Here is a 17,487-nt window from a genome sequence, read left to right as displayed (position 1 = left end):
TAACCCCGCGAACGGAGTGTCGAGCGACTCGGTGCTGGGTTACGGCCTGCGGCCTAACCCAGCCTACGTTCTGGGCCGGCACATCAGGACAGCAACTCGCTCAGCGGGATAAAGCGCAGCCTATCGCCCTCGGCATAGGTCCTGTTCTCCAGCACCTCGACCAAGCCATCGGCCCAGGCAACGCCGCGCAGCACGCCGGAACTCTGGTTCGCGTAGAGCACGGCGCGGCCGCCCTCGATGCGCGCGCGCAAATACTCGCGGCGCGTGCCCGGCTTGCTCCAGGCGAAGCCGGCCGCCACCTCGAAGGCCAGTGGCTCGACCCGTTGCACGCCCAGTCGGCGCAGCAGATAGGGCCGCGCCAGCAGGGCGAAGGTCACCAGGGTAGAGGCCGGATTGCCCGGCAGGCCAAGCACCGGCACGCCACGGAAGTGCCCGCAGGTCAGCGGCTTGCCCGGCTTGATCGCCAGCTTCCACAGCGCCAGCTCGCCTTCCTCGCGCAGCGTCTGGCCGAGGCAGTCGGCCTCGCCCACCGAGACGCCACCGGTGGACAGAATCAGGTCGGCGTCGCCCAGCGCCGCCAGCGCCTCACGGGTGCGCTGCAGGTCGTCGGGCAGGATGCCGGCGTCGCGCACCTCGCAGCCCAGGCGCTGCAGCCAGGCGCAGAGCAGGCTGCGGTTGCTGTTGTAGATCTGCCCCGGACCGAGTGACTGGCCGGGCTCGACCAGTTCGTCGCCGGTGGAAACCAGCGCCACCCGGGGTTTACGCCGCACCGCCAGCACCGCACAGCCGAGCGACGCGGCCAGGCCGATCTCGACCGCCCCCATGCGCGTGCCGGCGCTCAGCACCACCTCGCCGGCACGGCTCTCCTGGCCCTGGGGACGCACGTTCTGTCCGGCCTTGATGGGTTCGAGGAAGCGCACCCGGCCGTCGGCCAGGACCTCGGCGTTCTCTTGCATTTCCACGGCGTCGGCGCCCGCCGGCAGCGGCGCACCGGTGAAGATGCGCGCGCAGGTGCCCGGCTGCAGCGGGCCGGGCGCCTGACCGGCGAGGATGCGCTGGCTGACCGGCAGTGGCTCGCCCGTCCATTCGGCCAGGCACAGGGCGTAACCGTCCATGGCGCTGTTCGGCCAGGGCGGCAGGTCCAGGCCGGCGACCAGGTCGGCGGCCAGCACGCGGCCATCGGCCTGGGCCAGCGCCACGCTTTCCTCTTCGCCAATCGGCGCCGCCTCGGCCAGCGCCAGCAGCCGCTGCAGCGCCTCCTCGACCGGCAGCAGGCTCATCCGCCGCTACCGCAGGGCACGGCCGGCTTCAGGTGCGGCACGAAATTGCAGGGCCTGTGACGGTTGTCCAACTGCTCGCCGAGGATGCCGTCCCAGGCGGTGCGGCAGGCGTTGGTCGAGCCCGGCAGGCAGCACACCAGGGTGCCGTTGGCCAGCCCGGCCAGGGCGCGCGACTGCATGGTGGAGGTGCCGATATCGGCCACGGAGATCTGCCGGAAATATTCGCCGAAGCCCTCCACCTGCTTGTCCAGCAGGCAGGCAACCGCCTCGGGCGTGCTGTCGCGGCCGGTGAAGCCGGTGCCGCCGGTGATCAGCACCACCTGCACCTCGTCCTCGGCGATCCATTGCGCCACCTGGGCACGGATGCGGTACAGGTCGTCCTTGAGCAGCACTCGCGCGGCCAGGTTATGCCCGGCGGCGGCGAGGCGCTCGACGAACAGCTGACCGGAGGTGTCGGTTTCCAGGGTGCGGGTATCGCTGACGGTGAGAACGGCGATGTTCAGCGGCACGAAAGCCGCCTCGGCCTTGTGGCTCATGGCGTGGTCCGGTTGTGGCGAAAACTGCCCGGTGTTATATCACAGGCCCCGCACCAGAGCGCCTGCCATGACCAGCCCGCACCTGCCTCCCTGCTCCATCCTGCTGCTGGCCGGCGGTCGCGGCCAGCGCATGGGCGGGCGCGACAAGGGCCTGGTGGAATGGCGCGGCAGGCCGCTGATCGCCCACCTGCACAAGGTAGCGCGGCCACTGACCGACGACCTGATCATTTCCTGCAACCGTAACGCCGAACGTTACGCCGCCTATGCCGACAGGCTGGTGACGGATGCCGAGGCAGGCTTTCCCGGCCCGCTGGCGGGCATACTCGCCGGGTTGGCCTGCGCGCGCCATGAATGGATGCTGGTGCTGCCCTGCGATGCGCCGCAGGTGGACGAGGCACTGATCGCCCGCCTGCGCGAGACGGCCCTTGCGGCGCCCGCCGCTCCCACGCTGCTGCGTCAGGGCCAGCAGTGGCAACCGATGTTCTGCCTGCTGCCCCGATCTCTGCTGCCCGCCCTGCAACAGGCCTGGCGCGATGGCCAGCGCAGCCCCCTGCGCGCCCTGCTGCAACTGCACGGGCAACCTTGCGACTGCACCCCGGACGATCCGCGCCTGAGCAACCTGAACAGGCCTGATCTGCTGTAGCTCCAGTCGGCGAGTCCCTCTCCTCGACGCCCCGAGCATCGGGGGCATAGAACCTCGAGCGCGCGACGGTATAAAAAACTTTTAGCTAACCCCTTGTGCGGCAAAACTTTTTCGGTAGAATGCGCGCCATCATTCGGAGCGTAGCGCAGCTTGGTAGCGCGTCTCGTTCGGGACGAGAAGGTCGCTGGTTCGAATCCAGTCGCTCCGACCAAATCCCGAATCGGCATCAGTCGATCAGAAAAACCGGCCCCAGTGGCCGGTTTTTTATTTCCACCACAAGCACAGAAAAAAGCCCGCAGACCTCTCGGCCTGCGGGCTTTTTGCATATGGCGTCCCAGAGAGGGGTCGAACCTCCAACCTTCCCCTTAGGAGGGGGATGCTCTATCCAATTGAGCTACTGGGACATTTCGTGACGGGGCGGCATGTTAGCGGGCGCAAGCGGTTTTGTCATGCGCTCGGGCACTCGCGCGCCCCGCCACGCCGGACGCCCCACGCGAAAGGCAACCAGCCCCCATAACATACCACCAAAACCTCACGAAAGGCTCTAGAATGCGCCTTCGCGCCAGAGGCGATACTGACCGGTGTACCAGTTTTGCTGAATCGTGCGCATTTCGGACGACTGGTGCTGGCAATGCGCCTGCACTCGAATCAGAATACGACACGTAATTGGCGTCAATTAGTCGACCGACTAAAAAGAACCGATGCTGTACCGGCTGAACGGCTAGCGCCTATCATGGTCAAAGCAGTAACAATTCAGTAGCTGAATGCCAGCATCGCTTTCCTGAACTAACCGGTTTAATGTACACGCCCTATGAAACAGGCCATCTATTCCAGCCGCACGGCTGACAAATTCGTAGTCCGCCTGCCCGACGGCATGCGCGAGCGCATCGCCGATGTCGCTCGCAACCATCATCGCAGCATGAACTCCGAGATCATCGCCCGCCTCGAGCAGAGCCTGATCCAGGAGGACGCCCTGGGTGATGACCTCGGCCTGCGCCTGGACAGCCCGGAGCTCTCGCTGCATGAGCGCGAGTTGCTGCAGCGCTTCCGCCAGCTGTCGCGCCGCCAGCAGAACGCCCTGGTCGCCCTGATCGCCCACGACGCGGAGCTGTCCAGCGCAGAGGCCTGACCCTCGCACGGCAAGCCGACAGCCACCCAAGGCACCGAGGAGCCAGGCCCTAAGCCCCACTCCTCCTGGGCCAAAAAAAGAAAACCCTCGGAAGACGACTCTCTCCGAGGGTTTTCTTTTTCAGGCCGCGAGGCACCTACAGCAGGAACAGGGTCGCCAAACCGAGAAAGATGAAGAATCCGCCACTGTCGGTCATGGCCGTGATCATCACGCTCGCCCCCATGGCCGGATCGCGCCCCATGCGCATCAGGGTCATGGGTATCAGCACCCCCATCAACGCCGCCAGCAGCAGGTTGAGCGTCATGGCTCCGGTCATCACCACACCCAGCGACCAGCTGCCATACAGCCACCAAGCCACAGCGCCGATCACCCCGCCCCAGAGCACGCCATTGATCAAGGCCACACCCAGTTCCTTGCGCAGCAGGCGCGAGGTATTGCCGGTACTGACCTGATCCAGTGCCAGGGCGCGCACTATCATGGTGATGGTCTGGTTGCCCGAGTTGCCGCCGATACCCGCCACTATGGGCATCAACGCCGCCAGTGCCACCAGCTTCTCGATCGAGCCCTCGAACAGGCCGATCACCCGCGACGCAACGAAGGCGGTAATCAGATTGATGGCCAGCCAGGCCCACCGGTTGCCGACCGATTTCCACACCGAGGCGAAGATGTCCTCCTCCTCGCGCAGACCGGCCATGTTCAGCACTTCGCTCTCACTCTCCTCGCGAATCAGGTCGACCATCTCGTCGATGGTCAGACGGCCGATCAGCTTGCCGTCGACATCCACCACCGGCGCGGAAATCAGGTCGTAGCGCTCGAACGCCTGAGCCGCGTCATGGGCATCCTCGTCCGGATGGAAGCTCACGGGGTCGCCGGCCATCACCTCGCCCACCTGCTTGTCCGGATCATTGACCAGCAGGCGCTTGATCGGCAGCACCCCCTTGAGAATGCCGTCGTAATCGACCACGAACAGCTTGTCGGTATGACCCGGCAACTCCTTGAGACGACGCAGGTAACGCAGCACCACCTCCAGGCTGACGTCCTCGCGAATGGTGACCATCTCGAAGTCCATCAGCGCACCGACCTGGTCCTCCTCATAGGACAGCGCAGAGCGCACTCGCTCGCGCTGCTGGGCATCCAGCGACTCCATCAGCTCGAGAACCACGTCGCGCGGCAACTCGGGCGCCAGGTCGGCCAGCTCGTCCGCATCCATGTCCTTGGCGGCAGCGAGGATTTCATGATCGTCCATGTCCGCGATCAACGATTCGCGAACCGCATCGGACACTTCGAGCAGGATGTCGCCATCACGCTCGGCCTTGACCAGCTGCCAGACGGTCAGACGGTCGCCAAGGGGAAGGGCTTCGAGGATATGGGCGACGTCGGCGGAGTGCAGCTCATCGAGCTTGCGCTGCAACTCGGCGAGGTTCTGCCGGTGGACCAGGTTTTCCACCAGATCCTGGTGCTGCCCCTCCTGACGATGAGTCAGGTTCTCCACCAGCTTGTGACGATGCAGCAGGTCGACCACCTGGGCGAGGCGGTCCTGCAGGCTTTCTTGCGGCTTTTTGGCTTCGACTTCAGTCATACGGCACGCTCCACCCCAGCAGCAGGGCGCGCCGCGGGGCTCAATCGATCAGATCGGGCAAAAGGAAGGTTGAGTAACTACTGGGTAAGTCCATGGTGGCAATCCACAAGCCCCGACGGGGCTGACTCGGCAATGATAGCACCCCACCCCGCCGCGGCGCGACAAAACAGGCCTAGAACAAGCGCTTGCAGCGCTTTTCTAGAGCGGCACACAGCCCAATTTTCCGACGCATGCGCCAGATCACAAGACACGCTGGCACCAGCGAAAAGCCGGACTAGGCTGGAAATGCCATCGTCAAGGAGGACGAATCATGTTGCGACTGCTCTGCGCAGGACTCTGCGCGCTCCTGCTCCAGCCATCCGCCCAGGCCTCCACCGTGTTCCGCTGCGAGGACGACAAGGGCCACATCACCTACACCCTGCACGGCTGCCCGGAGCTCAGCAGCCAGCACCTGCAGAATGCCCACAACCCCACGCCGGGCACAGGCAAGGCGGTGCCCATGGCCAAGAGCACGAAGGCGCGCAGCAAACCAAAGGGAGAGCCAAAGGAGAAACTGGTGGTGGTCGGCTCCAAGCAGGATGGCTGCGGCAATCGCGTGACGGGCAGCGACAGGCGCACCGCCATCATTCGCCAACAGGTGCGCAGCGGCATGACCCAGAGCGATGTGGAAAGCGCCCTGGGCAAGCCCGACAAGATCACCAACCACGACAGCCAGACGCGCTATCACTACGCTGACAGCCAGGGCAATCGCCGCCAGGTGACCTTCGACGAGTCCGGCTGCGTGAAGGAGAAAGGCAAACGCTAGAAAGCAAAAGGCCCGCATCGCTGCGGGCCCTTTGGCAGATGGCGCACTCAGGAGGATTCGAACCTCCGACCGCCCGGTTCGTAGCCGGGTACTCTATCCAGCTGAGCTATGAGTGCGTGTGGCGCTTTTAGACCAGATCACCGCTGGTTGAAACAAAATGGCTTGCATCACTGCAAGCCATTCGAAGATGGCGCACTCAGGAGGATTCGAACCTCCGACCGCCCGGTTCGTAGCCGGGTACTCTATCCAGCTGAGCTATGAGTGCGTGGGCTGCGCATTTTAGTGATCTTAACCATCAGGTCAAGCACTTTTCCGAATTAGCTCAATAACTTATCGGACTTAGCGCAAACACAACCTAGGCTGTGAATATGGCGGAGAAGGGGGGATTCGAACCCCCGACACCCTTTTGAGGTGTACTCCCTTAGCAGGGGAGCGCCTTCGGCCACTCGGCCACCTCTCCGCAACACGGGGCGCATGATAACCATGTTTTCCCCGTTTGCAAAGCCAAAATTTCGAGAAAAATTAGTGGCTTGGTTCGTCGCCTTTCTCTTTTTGGATGCGCTGGTAAATCTCCTCACGGTGCACGGCAACTTCCTTCGGAGCGTTAACACCGATGCGCACCTGATTACCTTTCACGCCCAACACGGTGACGGTGACATCATCACCCACCATCAGGGTCTCTCCGACCCGGCGAGTCAGAATCAGCATTCCTTTCTCCTTACGGATTCACAACAGTCTGCAGAAAATAAGAGGTGGCAGCGCCGCGCCTTTCATGGGCGACGCCTTCACCCAAGTATTGACCAGCCCGGACAAAAGGAAAGTTCCCGCCGAACCGGCCAAAAAAGCGAAAGGCGCGGATGACCGCGCCTTTCTGGATAGGGCATCACTCGCTCTGTCGGGCCGCCGGAGCATCCAGATCGAAAGCGGTGTGCAGTGCGCGCACGGCCAGCTCCAGGTACTTCTCCTCGATGACCACCGACACCTTGATCTCGGAGGTGGAGATCATCTGGATATTGATGGTTTCCTTGGCCAGCGCCTCGAACATGCGACTGGCGACACCGGCATGGGAACGCATGCCGACACCGACGATGGAGACCTTGGCGATGTTGGTGTCGCCGATCACCTCGCGCGCACCGAGCTCCTCGGCGGTGCGTTCCAGCACGGCCTTGGCACCGTTGTAGTCGTTGCGGTGCACGGTGAAGGTGAAGTCGGTAGTGTTATCGTGCGCCACGTTCTGCACGATCATGTCCACCTCGATATTGGCGGCGCTGATCGGGCCGAGGATCTTGAAGGCCACTCCGGGAATATCCGGCACGCCACGGATGGTCAGCTTGGCTTCGTCGCGGTTGAAGGCGATGCCGGAGATGATCGGCTGTTCCATGGATTCCTCTTCATCAAGGGTAATGAGGGTGCCCGGACCCTCCTGGAAGCTGTGCAGCACGCGCAGCGGGACGTTGTACTTGCCGGCGAACTCCACCGAGCGGATCTGCAGCACCTTGGAGCCGAGGCTGGCCATTTCCAGCATCTCCTCGAAGGTGATCTTGTCCAGGCGCTGGGCCTTGGGCACCACGCGCGGATCGGTGGTGTAGACGCCATCCACGTCGGTGTAGATCTGGCATTCGTCGGCCTTCAGCGCCGCGGCCAGGGCCACGCCGGTGGTGTCGGAGCCGCCACGACCGAGGGTGGTGATATTGCCCTGCTCGTCCACGCCCTGGAAGCCGGCGACCACCACCACGCGACCGGCCTTGAGATCGGAGCGGATGCGCTGGTCGTCGATCTGCAGGATGCGCGCCTTGGTGTGGGCGCTGTCGGTGAGGATGCGCACCTGGTTGCCGGTGTAGGACACCGCCGGCACGCCACGCTTGATCAGCGCCATGGCCAGCAGGGCGATGGTCACCTGCTCGCCGGTGGAGACCATCACATCCAGCTCGCGCGGCACCGGCTCGCCGTCGGTAATCTGTTTGGCCAGGTCGATCAGGCGGTTGGTCTCGCCGCTCATGGCGGAAACCACAACCACTATGTCGTCGCCGCCTTCGCGGAATTTCTTCACCTTCTCGGCCACCTGCTGGATACGCTCCACGGTGCCGACTGAGGTGCCCCCAAACTTTTGTACGATCAAAGCCATGTCAAAAAGCCGCCTGATTCCTCGAAGGGCGCCCATTAAACCCAGATCGGGTCACACTGCCAAGGCCCGCCGGGCGTAGCGCGGGCCTGGTTCTTGCCGTCTTACAGGCCCTGCTCGACGAAAGCCTGGGCCAGAGCCAGTGCTTCGTCCAGCTTGCCGGCCTCGACACCACCGCCCTGGGCCATGTCCGGGCGACCGCCGCCCTTGCCGCCCACGGCGGCCGCCGCCTGACGCATCAGGTCGCCGGCCTTGAGCTTGGCGGTCAGGTCCTGGGTCACCCCGGCGACCAGCACCACCTTGTCGTCCAGCACGCCGCCGAGCAGGATCACCGCGCTGCCCAGCTTGTTCTTCAGTTGGTCGACCATGGCCAGCAGGGCCTTGCCGTCCAGGCCGTCGAGACGCGAGGCCAGAACCTTGACGCCCTTGACCTCGACGGCCGCGCCGGCCAGATCGTTGCCGGCGGCGCTAGCGGCCTTGGCCTTGAGCTGCTCCAGCTCCTTCTCCAGCTGGCGGTTGCGCTCGACCAGCGCGGACAGCTTGTCCAGCACGTTGTCGCGACTACCCTTGACCAGGTTCGCCGCTTCCTTGAGCTGCTCCTCCGCGCCGTTCAGCCAGGCCAGCGCCGCGGCGCCGCTGACCGCCTCGATGCGACGCACGCCGGCGGCCACGCCGCCCTCGCTGGTGATCTTGAACAGGCCGATGTCGCCGGTGCGCGCCACGTGGGTGCCGCCGCACAGCTCGACGGAGAAGCCGCCGCCCATGGTCAGCACGCGCACCTCATCGCCGTACTTCTCGCCGAACAGCGCCATGGCGCCCTTAGCCTTGGCGGTCTCGATATCGGTTTCCTCGGTCTCGACCGGCGTGTTCTTGCGAATCTCTTCGTTGACCAGCTCTTCCAGCTGCTTCAACTGCTCGGGCCTGATCGCCTCGAAGTGGCTGAAGTCGAAGCGCAGACGCTGACTGTCGACCAGCGAGCCCTTCTGCTGCACGTGCTCGCCGAGCACCCGGCGCAGCGCGGCGTGCAGCAGGTGGGTGGCCGAGTGGTTCAGCGCGGTGGCCTGGCGCACCGAGGCATCGACCTCGGCCTTCACAGAGGCGCCGACGGACAGGCCGCCCTTGGCCACCACGCCGTGATGGAGGAAGGCGCCGCCGGCCTTGGTGGTGTCGCGCACATCGAAACGCACGCCGGCGCTCTCCAGGTAACCACAGTCACCGACCTGGCCACCGGACTCGGCGTAGAACGGGGTCTGGTCCAGCACCACCACGCCCTCCTCGCCCTCGGCGAGGCTGTCGACGGCCTCGCCATCCTTGAACAGGGCCAGCACTTTGCCCTCGCCACGGGTATCGGCATAACCGGTGAAGAGGGTGTCGGCATCGACCTTGACCAGACTGTTGTAGTCCATGCCGAAGGCGCTGGCGGAACGGGCGCGCTCGCGCTGGGCCTGCATCTCGCGCTCGAAACCGCTCTCGTCCAGGGTCAGGCCGCGCTCGCGGGCGATATCGCCGGTCAGGTCGTAGGGGAAACCGTAGGTGTCGTACAGCTTGAACACCGTTTCGCCCGGAATCACCTTGCCCTTGAGGCCGACCAGATCCTGCTCGAGGATCTTCAGGCCCTGCTCCAGGGTCTTGGCGAACTGCTCTTCCTCGGTTTTCAGCACGCGCTCGATATGCGCCTGCTGCTGCCTGAGCTCGGGGAAGGCCTCGCCCATCTCGGCCACCAGGGCGGCGACGATCTGGTGGAAGAAGGCGCCCTTGGCGCCCAGCTTGTTGCCGTGGCGGCAGGCGCGGCGAATGATGCGGCGCAGCACATAGCCGCGGCCCTCGTTGGACGGGGTCACGCCGTCGGCGATCAGGAAGCCGCAGGAACGGATATGGTCGGCCACCACCTTCAGCGAGGCCTGGCCTTCGTTGGCGCAGCCGATGGCCTTGGCCGCGGCGCCCAGCAGGTTCTGGAACAGGTCGATCTCGTAGTTCGAGTTGACGTGCTGCAGCACCGCGCTGATGCGCTCCAGACCCATGCCGGTGTCCACGCTCGGTGCCGGCAGCGGGTGCAGCACACCATCGGCAGTCCGGTTGAACTGCATGAACACGTTGTTCCAGATCTCGATGTAGCGGTCGCCATCTTCCTCCGGTGAGCCGGGCGGGCCGCCCCAGATGTGCTCGCCGTGGTCGAAGAAGATCTCGGTGCAGGGGCCGCACGGGCCGGTGTCGCCCATCGCCCAGAAGTTGTCGGAAGCGTAGGGCGCGCCCTTGTTGTCGCCGATGCGGATCATGCGCTCGGCCGGGATGCCGACCTCCTTGTGCCAGATGTCGTAGGCCTCGTCGTCGCTGGCGTAGACGGTGACCCAGAGCTTCTCCTGCGGCAGGTTCAGCCACTTGTCGCTGGTCAGGAACTCCCAGGCGTAGGTGATGGCGTCGCGCTTGAAGTAGTCGCCGAAGCTGAAGTTGCCCAGCATCTCGAAGAAGGTGTGGTGGCGCGCGGTGTAGCCGACGTTTTCCAGATCGTTGTGCTTGCCGCCGGCACGCACGCACTTCTGGCTGGTGGTGGCGCGGGTGTAGGCACGCTTCTCCAGGCCGAGGAAGCAGTCCTTGAACTGGTTCATGCCGGCATTGGTGAACAGCAGGGTCGGGTCGTTCGCCGGAATCAGCGAACTGGAGGCGACGCGGGTATGGCCCTTCTCTTCGAAGAAGCGGAGGAAGGCTTCACGGATTTCTGCGCTTTTCATCTATTCCATCCAGGCAAACGGCGGCCACGGCAAAAGCCGGCAAAGGGACGCATTATATCGGCCTGGCGCGGGCTGGACAGCCCGTTTACGGGGAATTTGGATAGAAAACGACTATCGAGCTATCAGCCAGTCACAGTGCGCGCGGGCGGACACACCCTCTCCCCCGCCCCTCTCACGGAGGGAGAGGGGAGTCACAGCTCGGTGGGGACGATCAGGATGCCGGCGCGCAGGCCGTTCTTGACCCTGGGGTTGGGGAAGATGATGCGCGCGCCCTGCTCCTCCACCAGCCAGCGGGTGCCGGCGATGTCCTCGGCCAGCAGGAAGCCGGGCTCCAGCTCGGTGAAGTTCTCGATATCGCCCGGCAGGTGCAGCTTGAAGGCGTCGCTGTGCTTGATCACCTCGCGCGACACGGCGAACAGCTGCAGGCCGTCCAGCGACTCGGTAGGCGGCTCGCAGTTCTCCACCAGCTCGCGCAGGCGCCGCTCCAGCAGGTCGAGGTTGACCTCCTGGTTCTGCCCGAACGGCCGCGCCTTGCCCAGCTCCAGGGTGAAGGCCTCGGCGCCCAGGCGCGCATAGGTGTAGGAGCTGAAGGTGATACCGGTCTTGCGCTGCAGCAGCACGGCGTCGATGCCGGCGGCGCGCAGGCGGGCCAGCTCGGCGCGCGAGTGCTCGCGGCCCTCGACATAGGGGTAGAGGGCGAACTGCTCGATCTTCGAGCCGCGGATCGCGGTGTGCAGGTCGTAGTGCAGGCGCGCCCGCCCCTCCCTGCTGAAGAAGGCGGCGGCGTGCCGCTCCAGCTCGTTGGCGCGCAGCGCCTCGAGGCCGCTGCTCTGCTCGTGGCGCCCGTCGAACAGGCGATTGATGTCGTGTTCAACATAGCGCTCGCCGCGACGCATCGCCTCGGGATTGCCGAGCAGGAACAGGATGCGCGCCTTGGGCAGCAGCTGGCCGGAGGCGATGGCCTGCAGCAGGCGGTCGAGCAGCTCGATCGGCGCCGTCTCGTTGCCGTGGATGCCGGCCGACAGCAGCAGGTCGAGGCCGCTGTCGTCGTGGGCGGTCGGCGTCACTTCCAGCACGCCCTCGGCCAGCCAGTGCAGGCGCGCCCCCTCGCGGGTCAGCTGAATCTTCTCGGTCGGCTCGCGGCCGGCCAGGGTGAGTTCGAGCAGTTTGCCGAGGGCGAGCATGGGATTACCTCAGTCTTTACGGTCCGGCTCAGTGCTTGCAGTCGGGGCCGTGTACATGATCCTCGTCGTCGCCGCCCAGATCGGCCGGCTCCATTTCCAGCTGCAGGCCGACCAGGTTGGTGGCCTGCGGGCGCAGCAGCAGGTTGGCGTACTCGGTATCGCCCTCCTCCACGTCCACGCCGATCAGCAGCTGGTCGCCGACCGCCTGGATCCACACTTCCTTGCCCTGCCAGACGACGGCGAAGCGGGTGCAGGAAGTCTCCAGCTGGGTGCCGTCGGTGTCTTCGAGAATGAGTTGCAGGGCGTCGGACATGATTCAGAGCTCCAGGCTTCGGGCCTCACGCGACAGGCCGGGTGCGGATGCACCCGAAGCCTGCCGTTTGCAGCTGGCCGCTATCAGTTTAGTTGGAAGGGATAAACGGAGCCCAGTTTAAGGATCTGCGTCAATTCATCCAATGCCGTGCGGCATTCGATCAGCAGTTGCGGGTCGGCCAGGTCGCTCTCGGCCAGGCGGTCGCGATAGTGCTTGTCGACCCAGGCGTTGAGGGTGTCGAACAGCGCCGGCGTCATCACCACGCCCGGATTGACCGCCGCCAGCTCCTGCTCCTTGAGCGCCACGCGCAGGCGCAGGCAGGCCGGGCCACCGCCGTTCTGCATGCTCTGCTTGAGGTCGAACACCTTGACCTCGCGGATCGGGCCGTTGCCGCTGGTCAGCTCGTTCAGGTAGTTCCACACGTTGGCATTGTTGCGGCACTCCTCCGGCACGATCAGCAGCATGCCGCCATCGGCGCGACTCAGCAGCTGGCTGTTGAACAGGTAGGACTTGACCGCGTCCTCCACGCTCACCGCGCTGGACGGCACACGCACGGCCTGGAAGTTGCCGCCGCGGCGGGCCAGCTTGTCGCCCAGCTCGGCCAGCACCTTGTCGGTATCGAGGAAGGCGTCCTGGTGGTAGAACAGCACCTCGCCGTTGCCCACCGAGATCACGTCATTGTGGAACACGCCCTGGTCGATCACCGCCGGGTTCTGCTGGGCGTAGACCACGCCGGCCTCGCTCAGGCCATGCAGGCGGGCCACCGCCTGGCAGGCCTCCAGGGTCTGCCGCGCCGGATAGCGCTGCGGGGCCGGGAAGCGGGCGTCGAAGGCGCTGCGACCGAACACGAAGAACTCCACGCCGGCATCGCCATAGCCCTTGCAGAAGCGCGTGTGGTTGGCCGCGCCCTCGTCGCCGAACTGGCCCACGGCCGGCAGTGCGGCGTGGTGGGCGAAGTGCCGCTCGTTGTTGAACATGGCGCGCAGCACGCGGCTGGTGGTCGGGTGCTCGATTGAGCGGTGGAACTTGCAGTTGAGGTTGGCGGCGGTGAAGTGCACGCGGCCGTCCGCGGTATCGGCGCTGGGGCTGACGGTGCAGGAGTTGGCCGTCCACATGCTGGAGGCGGAGCTGCAGGCGGCCAGCAGCGGCATGGCTTCCTTGGCGGCCCGGGCGATCACCTCGGCATCGCTGCCGGTGAAACCGAGGCCGCGCAGGGCGGCGACGTCCTGGCGCTCCTGCGGGGCGAACACGCCCTGCTTGAAGCCCATGTCCATCAGCGCCTTCATCTTGCCCAGGCCCTGCTTGGCGGCTTCCCTGGGGTTGGAAACCGCCTGGCTGTTGCTCTGCGAGGCCACGTTGCCGTAGGACAGGCCGCCGTAGTTGTGGGTCGGGCCGACCAGGCCGTCGAAATTCATTTCATAGGCAGACATCACAGACTCACTCCCGGGGTCAGGGTGGCGGGCAGGCTCAGGGTCGCGCTCTCCAGCGAGGCAACCGGATAGGCGCAGTAATCGGCCGCGTAATAGGCGCTGGCGCGGTGGTTGCCGGAGGCGCCCACGCCACCGAAGGGCGCACTGCTGGCGGCACCGGTCAGCTGCTTGTTCCAGTTGACGATGCCGGCACGGCTCTCGATCAGGAACTGCTGGTAGCGCTCGGCGGAATCGGACAGCAGGCCGGCGGCCAGGCCGTACTGGGTGTTGTTGGCCTCGGCGATGGCGGCGTCGAAGCCCTCGTAGCGGATCACCTGCAGCAGCGGGCCGAAGAACTCCTCGTCGACGCGCTCGGCCAGCGCCGTGACATCGAGGATGCCGGGCGTCAGCAGGGCGGCACGAGGAAGCGGCTGGGTCATTTCCAGCAACGCCCGGGCGCCCTTGTCGATCAGCTGCTTCTGCGCCTCGAGCAGTTGCTCGGCGGCGGCCAGCGAGATCACCGAGCCCATGAAGGGCGCCGGCTGCTCGTCGAAGGCACCGACCTTGATGGACGAAGCCACCGCCACCAGGCGCGCCAACAGGGCATCGCCCCAGGTGCCTGCCGGCACCAGCAGGCGGCGCGCGCAGGTGCAGCGTTGGCCGGCGGAGATAAAGGCGGACTGCACGATGGTGTAGACGGCGGCGTCGACATCGGCGACCCGATCCACCACCAGCGGGTTGTTGCCGCCCATCTCCAGCGCCAGGATCTTGTCCGGGCGGCCGGCGAACTGGCTGTGCAGCAGGTTGCCGGTACGGCTGGAGCCGGTGAAGAACAGGCCGTCGATGCCGGCGCTGGCGGCCAGGGCCACGCCGGTCTCGCGGGCGCCCTGCACCAGATTGAGCACGCCGGCGGGCAGGCCGGCCTCGATCCAGCACTTGACCGTCAGCTCGGCGACCTTGGGGGTCAGTTCGCTGGGCTTGAACACCACCGCGTTGCCGGCCAGCAGCGCCGGCACTATGTGGCCGTTGGGCAGGTGGCCGGGGAAGTTGTAGGGGCCGAACACGGCGACCACGCCATGCGGCTTATGCCGCAGCACGGCGGTGGCGTCGGCCAGCGGGCCGCTCTTCTCGCCGGTGCGCTCGCGGTAGCTCTGCACGGAGATGGCGACCTTGTTGACCATGCTGGTCACCTCGGTGGCGGACTCCCACAGCGGCTTGCCGGTCTCCTCGCCGATGGCGCGGGCCAGCTCGTCGGCATGGCTCTTCAGGGTGGCGGCGAACTGCTCGAGAACGCCGATGCGCTCCTCCAGCGGGCGCCGGGCCCAGGCCGGGAAGGCGGCGCGGGCGGCGGCGACGGCCTGCTCGACCTGCCCGGCGCTGGCGCCCTGGCCGCTCCACACGGTCGCCTGGGTCACCGGATTGAGCGAGTCGAAGGCCTCGCCCTGCCCGGCCTGCCAGAGGCCTGCGATGTAATGAGTGGTCATTGCTTGCTCTCCTTGGCCGACAGCGGCACGGCACGCACCTGGGCGCCGACGCTGAGCTGCAGGCGCTTGGCGGTCAGCGGGTCGACCACCAGGGTGCCGGCGGCGACGCGCGCCGGGGCGGCGGTGATGCGGCAGTCTTCGCGCTTGCGGTTATGAATCAGGTAGGGAATGGCGTCATCGCCCGGGGTGCCCACGGCCAGCACCAGGGTCTGGCTGGCCTGCACCGCGCGGATCTTGTCGGTCTGCACCTCGATGGCCGGGCCGGCGTCGAAGATGTCGACATAGCCCTGGTAGCTGAAGCCCTCGCCCTTGAGCATGGCCAGCGCCGGCTCGGTGTCCGGGTGCACGCGGCCGATCACGCCACGCGCCTCCTCGGAGAGGAAGCAGGTATAGAGCGGGAACTTGGGCATCAGCTCGGCGATGAAGGCCTTGTTGCCGACGCCGGTGAGGTAGTCGGCCTGGCTGAACTCCATCTTGAAGAAGTGTCGGCCCAGGCTCTCCCAGAACGGCGAGCGGCCACTGGCGTCGGACATGCCGCGCATCTCGGCGATCACCTTGTCGCCGAACAGCTCGCGGAACTCGGCGATGAACAGGAAGCGCGCCTTGGACAGCAGGCGGCCGTTGAGGCCGCTGCGGTGACCGGCATGCAGGAACAGCGAGCACAGCTCGGAGTTGCCGGTCAGGTCGTTGGCCAGGAACAGGGTGGGGATCTCGCGGTGGATCTTCAGTTCCTGCGAGGCGCAGACGGTGAGGCCGACCCGGTAGTTGTACCAGGGCTCGCGCAGGCCGACGGCGCCGGCGATGGCAGAGATGCCGACGACCTTGCCGTCGTCGTCCTCGAGCACGAACAGATAGTCGGCGTCGGCGCGCTCGACCTCGCCACGGAAGGTCTTCTCCGCCCAGCCGACCCGGTGCGCCAGGCGCTCCTCGTTGGCCGGCAGGGTGGTCAGGCCGGTGCCGGTGCTGCGGGCCAGGTCGATCAGCGCCGACAGGTCGGCGCTACGGACGGGACGAACGATCATGGATCCTCCGGATCAGCTATCAGCTTCAAGCGGCAAGCTACAAGTTGACGGGCAGACTGGCTTGCCGCTCGTGGCTTGCAGCTTGCCGCTCGGGTTTTATACCGCCACCAGCCGTACGCTGGCGCCCTCGCCTACACCCAGTGCCTCGGCGACCTCCAGGCTCAGGGTCACCGGCTTGCCGGGCACCCAGTCGAGGTCGGCGATGATGGCGCGAAAATCCTGCAGCTGGCCGTTGCTCACCAGGTACGGGCGCCCGCCCTTGCCCGGCTCGCGCCCGCCGTCAGAAGCCAGCCGCACCGGCACCACGCGGCTCTGGGCGATGGAGCGGATGCCCGAGGTGCGCGCGTGCAGGGTCGGACCGCCATCGAAGATGTCGATGTAGTGGTCGGTCTCGAAGCCTTCGCGCATCAGGATGTCGAAGGTCACCTGGGCGCGGCTGTACACCTGCCCCATGGCTTCCTGGGCACTGTCCGGCAGCAGCGGCACATAGATCGGGTAATGCGGCATCAGCTCGGCGAGGAAGGTGCGGCTCTTCAGCCCGCACAGGCGTTCGGCCTCGGTGTAGCTCATGTCGAAGAAGTTGCGCCCGACCGCCTCCCAGAACGGCGAGTCGCCGTTCTCGTCGCTGTAGCCGACGATCTCCACCACCACCGCATCGGAGAAACGCTCGGGATGGGCGGCCATGAACAGCAGACGGGCCCGCGAATTGAGCTCGGCGAAGGGCGTCTCGACCAGTTCGCGCTGCACGTAGAAGCTGGTCAGCAGGCTGTTGCCGGTCAGGTCGTGGCACAGCGACAGCACGTGAATCTTGTTGTGGATCGAGAGCGACCGCGAGGCATGCACGAAGGTCTCGTTGCGGAAGCTGTAGAAGGGTTCGGAATAGCCGGCCGACGCGACTATGGCCGAACAGCCGAGCAGCTTGCCGCTGGCCGTGTCTTCGAGGACGAAGAAGTAGCTCTCTTCGCCATTGAAGCTGACCTCGGCGGCGAAGGACGCCTCGGACGCGGAGATCTTGTCGGTCAGACGGCCGGCGTCATCGGGCAGCGAAGTAACGCCCACCGGGCTGTCTGCAGCCAGGCGCTGCACTTCAGCGAGGTCGGACATCTGCGCGGGGCGCATCACCAGCATGGCGTTACTCCTCTCCTGACAACGTGCCCCGCGACGAAGGCGGAGCGAGGTGCGAATAAAAGCTCCAACGGGCCTGAGGATGCCCACTGGAGAAAGATCGGAGCACTCCGATCACGCATGGAAC

The 17,487-nt window shown here is 65.8% G+C and carries 15 protein-coding genes and 5 tRNA genes; 4 read left to right on the top strand and 16 right to left on the bottom strand.

All coding sequences use genetic code 11. From position 1 onward, the window contains the following. Window positions 1-83: 83 nt before the first annotated feature. Together glp and moaB are read right to left on the bottom strand one after the other, a co-directional pair. Window positions 84-1,280 carry a gephyrin-like molybdotransferase Glp gene (gene glp / locus AAFN46_RS05070; protein WP_347807597.1) on the bottom strand — a complete coding sequence of 399 codons (1,197 nt, stop codon included), beginning with the start codon at window positions 1,278-1,280 and terminating at the stop codon, window positions 84-86. After that, complete coding sequence (gene moaB / locus AAFN46_RS05065) at window positions 1,277-1,816, bottom strand: molybdenum cofactor biosynthesis protein B (protein WP_347807596.1); 540 nt, start codon at window positions 1,814-1,816, stop codon at window positions 1,277-1,279. Before moaB ends, glp begins: the two co-directional genes overlap by 4 nt. Before the next feature lie 67 nt (window positions 1,817-1,883). Between moaB and mobA the strand changes: the two genes are divergently transcribed. Continuing rightward, a complete protein-coding gene (mobA, locus tag AAFN46_RS05060; protein WP_347807595.1) occupies window positions 1,884-2,459 on the top strand; it encodes a molybdenum cofactor guanylyltransferase MobA in 576 nt (191 codons plus the stop codon). 134 nt (window positions 2,460-2,593) lie between these two features. After that, window positions 2,594-2,670: transfer RNA gene (locus AAFN46_RS05055), tRNA-Pro, on the top strand. A gap of 116 nt (window positions 2,671-2,786) precedes the next feature. On the opposite strand, the gene AAFN46_RS05050 is transcribed toward AAFN46_RS05055, so the two are convergent. Further along, a tRNA-Arg gene (locus AAFN46_RS05050) sits at window positions 2,787-2,863 on the bottom strand. 407 nt (window positions 2,864-3,270) lie between these two features. Here AAFN46_RS05050 and AAFN46_RS05045 point away from each other — a divergent pair. Further along, the gene (locus AAFN46_RS05045; protein WP_347807594.1) at window positions 3,271-3,588 is read left to right on the top strand and encodes an Arc family DNA-binding protein; all 318 of its coding nucleotides are present in this window, start codon (window positions 3,271-3,273) and stop codon (window positions 3,586-3,588) included. Between the two features lie 136 nt (window positions 3,589-3,724). On the opposite strand, the gene mgtE is transcribed toward AAFN46_RS05045, so the two are convergent. Beyond that, window positions 3,725-5,167, bottom strand: coding sequence for a magnesium transporter (gene mgtE / locus AAFN46_RS05040; RefSeq protein ID WP_347807593.1), 1,443 nt, complete (start codon window positions 5,165-5,167; stop codon window positions 3,725-3,727). 310 nt (window positions 5,168-5,477) lie between these two features. On the opposite strand from mgtE, the gene AAFN46_RS05035 reads away from it, so the two are divergent. Beyond that, entirely contained in the window at window positions 5,478-5,972 is a 495-nt protein-coding gene (locus AAFN46_RS05035) for a DUF4124 domain-containing protein (protein ID WP_347807592.1), read from the top strand. A gap of 39 nt (window positions 5,973-6,011) precedes the next feature. On the opposite strand, the gene AAFN46_RS05030 is transcribed toward AAFN46_RS05035, so the two are convergent. The 12 genes from AAFN46_RS05030 to aruF form a co-directional block, all read right to left on the bottom strand. Then, window positions 6,012-6,088: transfer RNA gene (locus AAFN46_RS05030), tRNA-Arg, on the bottom strand. Window positions 6,089-6,160: 72 nt separating this feature from the next. Beyond that, window positions 6,161-6,237: transfer RNA gene (locus AAFN46_RS05025), tRNA-Arg, on the bottom strand. A 104-nt stretch (window positions 6,238-6,341) separates the two neighbouring features. Beyond that, window positions 6,342-6,432 (bottom strand) — tRNA-Ser (locus AAFN46_RS05020). 62 nt (window positions 6,433-6,494) lie between these two features. Further along, window positions 6,495-6,680, bottom strand: a complete 186-nt coding sequence (gene csrA / locus AAFN46_RS05015) for a carbon storage regulator CsrA (RefSeq protein WP_003244478.1) — start codon at window positions 6,678-6,680, stop codon at window positions 6,495-6,497. 175 nt (window positions 6,681-6,855) lie between these two features. After that, the gene (locus AAFN46_RS05010; RefSeq protein ID WP_347807591.1) at window positions 6,856-8,097 is read right to left on the bottom strand and encodes an aspartate kinase; all 1,242 of its coding nucleotides are present in this window, start codon (window positions 8,095-8,097) and stop codon (window positions 6,856-6,858) included. A gap of 101 nt (window positions 8,098-8,198) precedes the next feature. Continuing rightward, window positions 8,199-10,823: an alanine--tRNA ligase gene (gene alaS / locus AAFN46_RS05005; protein WP_347807590.1), complete on the bottom strand. Its 2,625-nt coding sequence runs from the start codon at window positions 10,821-10,823 to the stop codon at window positions 8,199-8,201. A gap of 191 nt (window positions 10,824-11,014) precedes the next feature. Further along, window positions 11,015-12,007: a succinylglutamate desuccinylase gene (gene astE / locus AAFN46_RS05000; protein WP_347807589.1), complete on the bottom strand. Its 993-nt coding sequence runs from the start codon at window positions 12,005-12,007 to the stop codon at window positions 11,015-11,017. A gap of 28 nt (window positions 12,008-12,035) precedes the next feature. Next, window positions 12,036-12,320 carry a topoisomerase II gene (locus tag AAFN46_RS04995; RefSeq protein WP_347807588.1) on the bottom strand — a complete coding sequence of 95 codons (285 nt, stop codon included), beginning with the start codon at window positions 12,318-12,320 and terminating at the stop codon, window positions 12,036-12,038. Window positions 12,321-12,403: 83 nt separating this feature from the next. Then, a complete protein-coding gene (gene astB, locus AAFN46_RS04990; protein WP_347807587.1) occupies window positions 12,404-13,750 on the bottom strand; it encodes an N-succinylarginine dihydrolase in 1,347 nt (448 codons plus the stop codon). After that, on the bottom strand, window positions 13,750-15,213 hold the full coding sequence (gene astD / locus AAFN46_RS04985; protein ID WP_347807586.1) for a succinylglutamate-semialdehyde dehydrogenase: 1,464 nt from the start codon (window positions 15,211-15,213) through the stop codon (window positions 13,750-13,752). The genes astB and astD overlap by 1 nt, the downstream gene beginning before the upstream one ends. Then, on the bottom strand, window positions 15,210-16,235 hold the full coding sequence (astA, locus tag AAFN46_RS04980; RefSeq protein WP_347807585.1) for an arginine N-succinyltransferase: 1,026 nt from the start codon (window positions 16,233-16,235) through the stop codon (window positions 15,210-15,212). The genes astD and astA overlap by 4 nt, the downstream gene beginning before the upstream one ends. Before the next feature lie 96 nt (window positions 16,236-16,331). Beyond that, window positions 16,332-17,363 (bottom strand): arginine/ornithine succinyltransferase subunit alpha, encoded by a 1,032-nt coding sequence (aruF, locus tag AAFN46_RS04975; protein ID WP_347807584.1) that lies wholly within the window; start codon window positions 17,361-17,363, stop codon window positions 16,332-16,334. Window positions 17,364-17,487: the final 124 nt, after the last annotated feature.

Source organism: Pseudomonas sp. CAU 1711 (assembly GCF_039888625.1).
Classification (GTDB): domain Bacteria; phylum Pseudomonadota; class Gammaproteobacteria; order Pseudomonadales; family Pseudomonadaceae; genus Aquipseudomonas.
Note: the sequence above shows the minus strand (reverse complement) of the source record. Positions and strands in the feature narration are given on the sequence as shown.